5 protein-coding genes are annotated in these 2,655 nt (G+C 36.3%); all 5 read left to right on the top strand.

From position 1 onward, the window contains the following. Positions 1-1,068 (top strand): preprotein translocase subunit SecY (gene secY, locus AMO19_RS08240; protein ID WP_075508090.1); only part of this gene is annotated, 1,068 nt, incomplete at its 5' end. Next, the gene (locus tag AMO19_RS08235; protein ID WP_075508089.1) at positions 1,068-1,616 is read left to right on the top strand and encodes an adenylate kinase; all 549 of its coding nucleotides are present in this window, start codon (positions 1,068-1,070) and stop codon (positions 1,614-1,616) included. The genes secY and AMO19_RS08235, both read left to right, overlap by 1 nt. A 45-nt stretch (positions 1,617-1,661) precedes the next feature. After that, on the top strand, positions 1,662-1,778 hold the full coding sequence (rpmJ, locus tag AMO19_RS08230; RefSeq protein ID WP_011377173.1) for a 50S ribosomal protein L36: 117 nt from the start codon (positions 1,662-1,664) through the stop codon (positions 1,776-1,778). Between the two features lie 41 nt (positions 1,779-1,819). Continuing rightward, entirely contained in the window at positions 1,820-2,185 is a 366-nt protein-coding gene (gene rpsM, locus AMO19_RS08225) for a 30S ribosomal protein S13 (RefSeq protein WP_002807728.1), read from the top strand. Positions 2,186-2,229: 44 nt separating this feature from the next. Continuing rightward, positions 2,230-2,622 (top strand): 30S ribosomal protein S11, encoded by a 393-nt coding sequence (rpsK, locus tag AMO19_RS08220; protein WP_002805825.1) that lies wholly within the window; start codon positions 2,230-2,232, stop codon positions 2,620-2,622. The last annotated feature ends 33 nt before the right edge of the window (positions 2,623-2,655 follow it).

Here is a 2,655-nt window from a genome sequence, read left to right as displayed (position 1 = left end):
GGCATACTTCCCTTTATCAACGCATCAATTATTATTCAGCTTCTCACAGCTTCATTGCCTGTGCTTGAAGATTTACAAAAAAATGAAGGAGAAGCGGGAAGAAGAAAAATTGCTCAAATAACTAGATATGTTTCATTAGGATGGGGGTTTTTGCAAAGTATAATTTTTTCCTTAATTCTCAAACAATATGCTATTCAGGGAATAAGTGAAACTACATTTGTCCTGCAAACTTCCATTGCCTTAGTTACTGGCTCAATGTTGGTAATGTGGTTTAGTGAAATTATTACGGAAAAAGGGATAGGTCAAGGAGCTTCATTGGTAATTTTTTTGAATATTGTTTCGACTTTACCGAAGGCTCTAAGTTCAACCATTGAAAAAGCTCAAACTGGCGATAGAGGAGATGTTTTAGGTATAGCAGTTTTACTTGGAGTATTTTTACTGACAATTGTTGGGATCATTTTTGTCCAAGAGGGAGCAAGACGTATTCCTATTGTTAGTGCAAAAAGGCAAATAGGAAATTCAACACTACTTCCTACAAGGCAAAGTTATTTACCTTTGAAATTAAACGCAGGAGGTGTCATGCCTATTATATTTGCATCTGCTTTAATCTTTTTACCTATAACTATTGCAAATGTTACTGGTAATCCAGTCTTAATCAAGTTAGCCAGTAGTTTAAATCCAGGATCTTCTAATCCATGGCCATATGCTCTTACATTCTTCTCCTTGATTTTGGGATTCTCCTATTTTTATGCATCTCTTACTATCAATCCAGTTGATGTAGCTTCTAATTTAAAGAAAGGAGGAGTAGCTATACCGGGAGTTAGACCAGGAACTAATACAGCAAACTACCTATCAGGTATACAAAATAGGTTGACTTTATTGGGAGGATTATTTCTGGGTTCAGTCGCTATAATCCCTGCTGCAGTAGAAAGAGCTACAAATGTTCAGACCTTTCAAGGTCTAGGAGCAACTTCATTACTTATTCTTGTGGGTGTTGCTATAGATACTGCTAAGCAAATTCAAACTTATGTTATTTCACAAAGGTATGAGGGATTAATTAATAATTAATGAAGAAACACATACTATTTTTAGGAGCTCCTGGAGCAGGGAAAGGGACTCAAGCGGAATTGCTAAGTCAAAGTAATTCTTATTTACACCTTTCTACGGGTGAATTATTAAGAAAAGAAATCGATATGAATTCTGCCCTTGGTGTTCAGGTAAAAGATATTATGAATCGAGGAGAACTTGTTAGTGATGAACTCGTATTAAAGATAGTAAGACAAAATTTAGTCAAGGATAATAAAGGTTGGATTCTAGATGGTTACCCAAGAAATTTATCTCAAGCAAATTCATTAAATCAAGTCTTAAATGAAATAAATCAACCTTTGGAATTGGTTTTTTATTTAGATATTCCCGAAGAAGTACTAATTCAGCGTTTGCTTTTAAGAGGGAGAAAAGACGACACAGAGGAGACAATTAGGAAAAGAGTTGATATTTATAAAAAAACTACAGAACCATTGATTCAATATTTTAAAGATCTCTCATTGTTAGAATATATTGATGCTGATAGAGATTTAAAAACCATTTCCTCTGATATCAAACAAAAAATGGCTTGATGATGATGTAGAATATAGTATTAACGTTTTATTTGTTAAACCCCTATGAAGGTCAGATCTTCAGTCAAAAAAATTAGTCCTGACGATCAGATCGTGAGGAGAAGAGGTAAAATCTATGTTATTAACAAGAAAAGACCTCGCAATAAACAGCGTCAGGGTTAAATTTCAACCCTTAAATTCAAACTTTTACTTATTCAAAACACGTGGCCAGGATTGCAGGAATTGACATACCTCGCGAAAAGCGAGTTGAAATTGCACTTACATACGTCTATGGAATTGGTTTAACGAGATCAAAGCTAATTCTTGCTAATACGGGTGTAAACCCTGATACTCGCGTCAAAGACCTTTCAGATTCTGATGTTCAAAAGCTTAGAGGTGCTACAGAAGAATTCACTTTAGAAGGGGATTTGAGAAGAAAAGAGGGAATGGCTTTAAAACGTTTACAGGATATAGGGTGTGTAAGAGGTAGAAGACATAGAATGAGTCTTCCAGTAAGAGGTCAAAGAACTAGAACCAACGCAAGAACAAGACGGGGTTCTAGGAAAACAGTTGCTGGAAGAAAAAAATAATTAACTAAATCTATTTACAAATTGCAGTATTAAATTAAAACACTATGGCAGCTACAGTAAAAAAAACAGGTTCAAAGAAATCCAAACGTAATGTACCCAATGGTGTGGTACATATCCAAAGTACATTTAATAATACTATCGTCTCAATTACTGACACCTCTGGTCATGTAATTTCTTGGTCTTCTGCAGGCGCAAGTGGATTTAAAGGCGCTCGGAAAGGTACGCCATTTGCTGCTCAAACAGCCGCTGAAGCTGCAGCTAGAAGAGCACTTGATCAAGGTATGAGGCAAATAGAAGTGCTAGTTAGAGGACCTGGCGCAGGTAGGGAAACGGCCATAAGAGCTTTACAAGTGGCCGGATTGGAAATAACTCTAATAAGAGATGTAACTCCATTACCTCATAATGGATGTAGAAGACCTAAACGGAGACGCGTTTAGGTCTTAATCATTCACAACCCCCCCCCCCCCAAA

Source organism: Prochlorococcus marinus, assembly GCF_001180245.1.
Taxonomy (GTDB): domain Bacteria; phylum Cyanobacteriota; class Cyanobacteriia; order PCC-6307; family Cyanobiaceae; genus Prochlorococcus_A; species Prochlorococcus_A marinus_F.
This window is presented reverse-complemented; position numbering and strand designations above follow the sequence as displayed.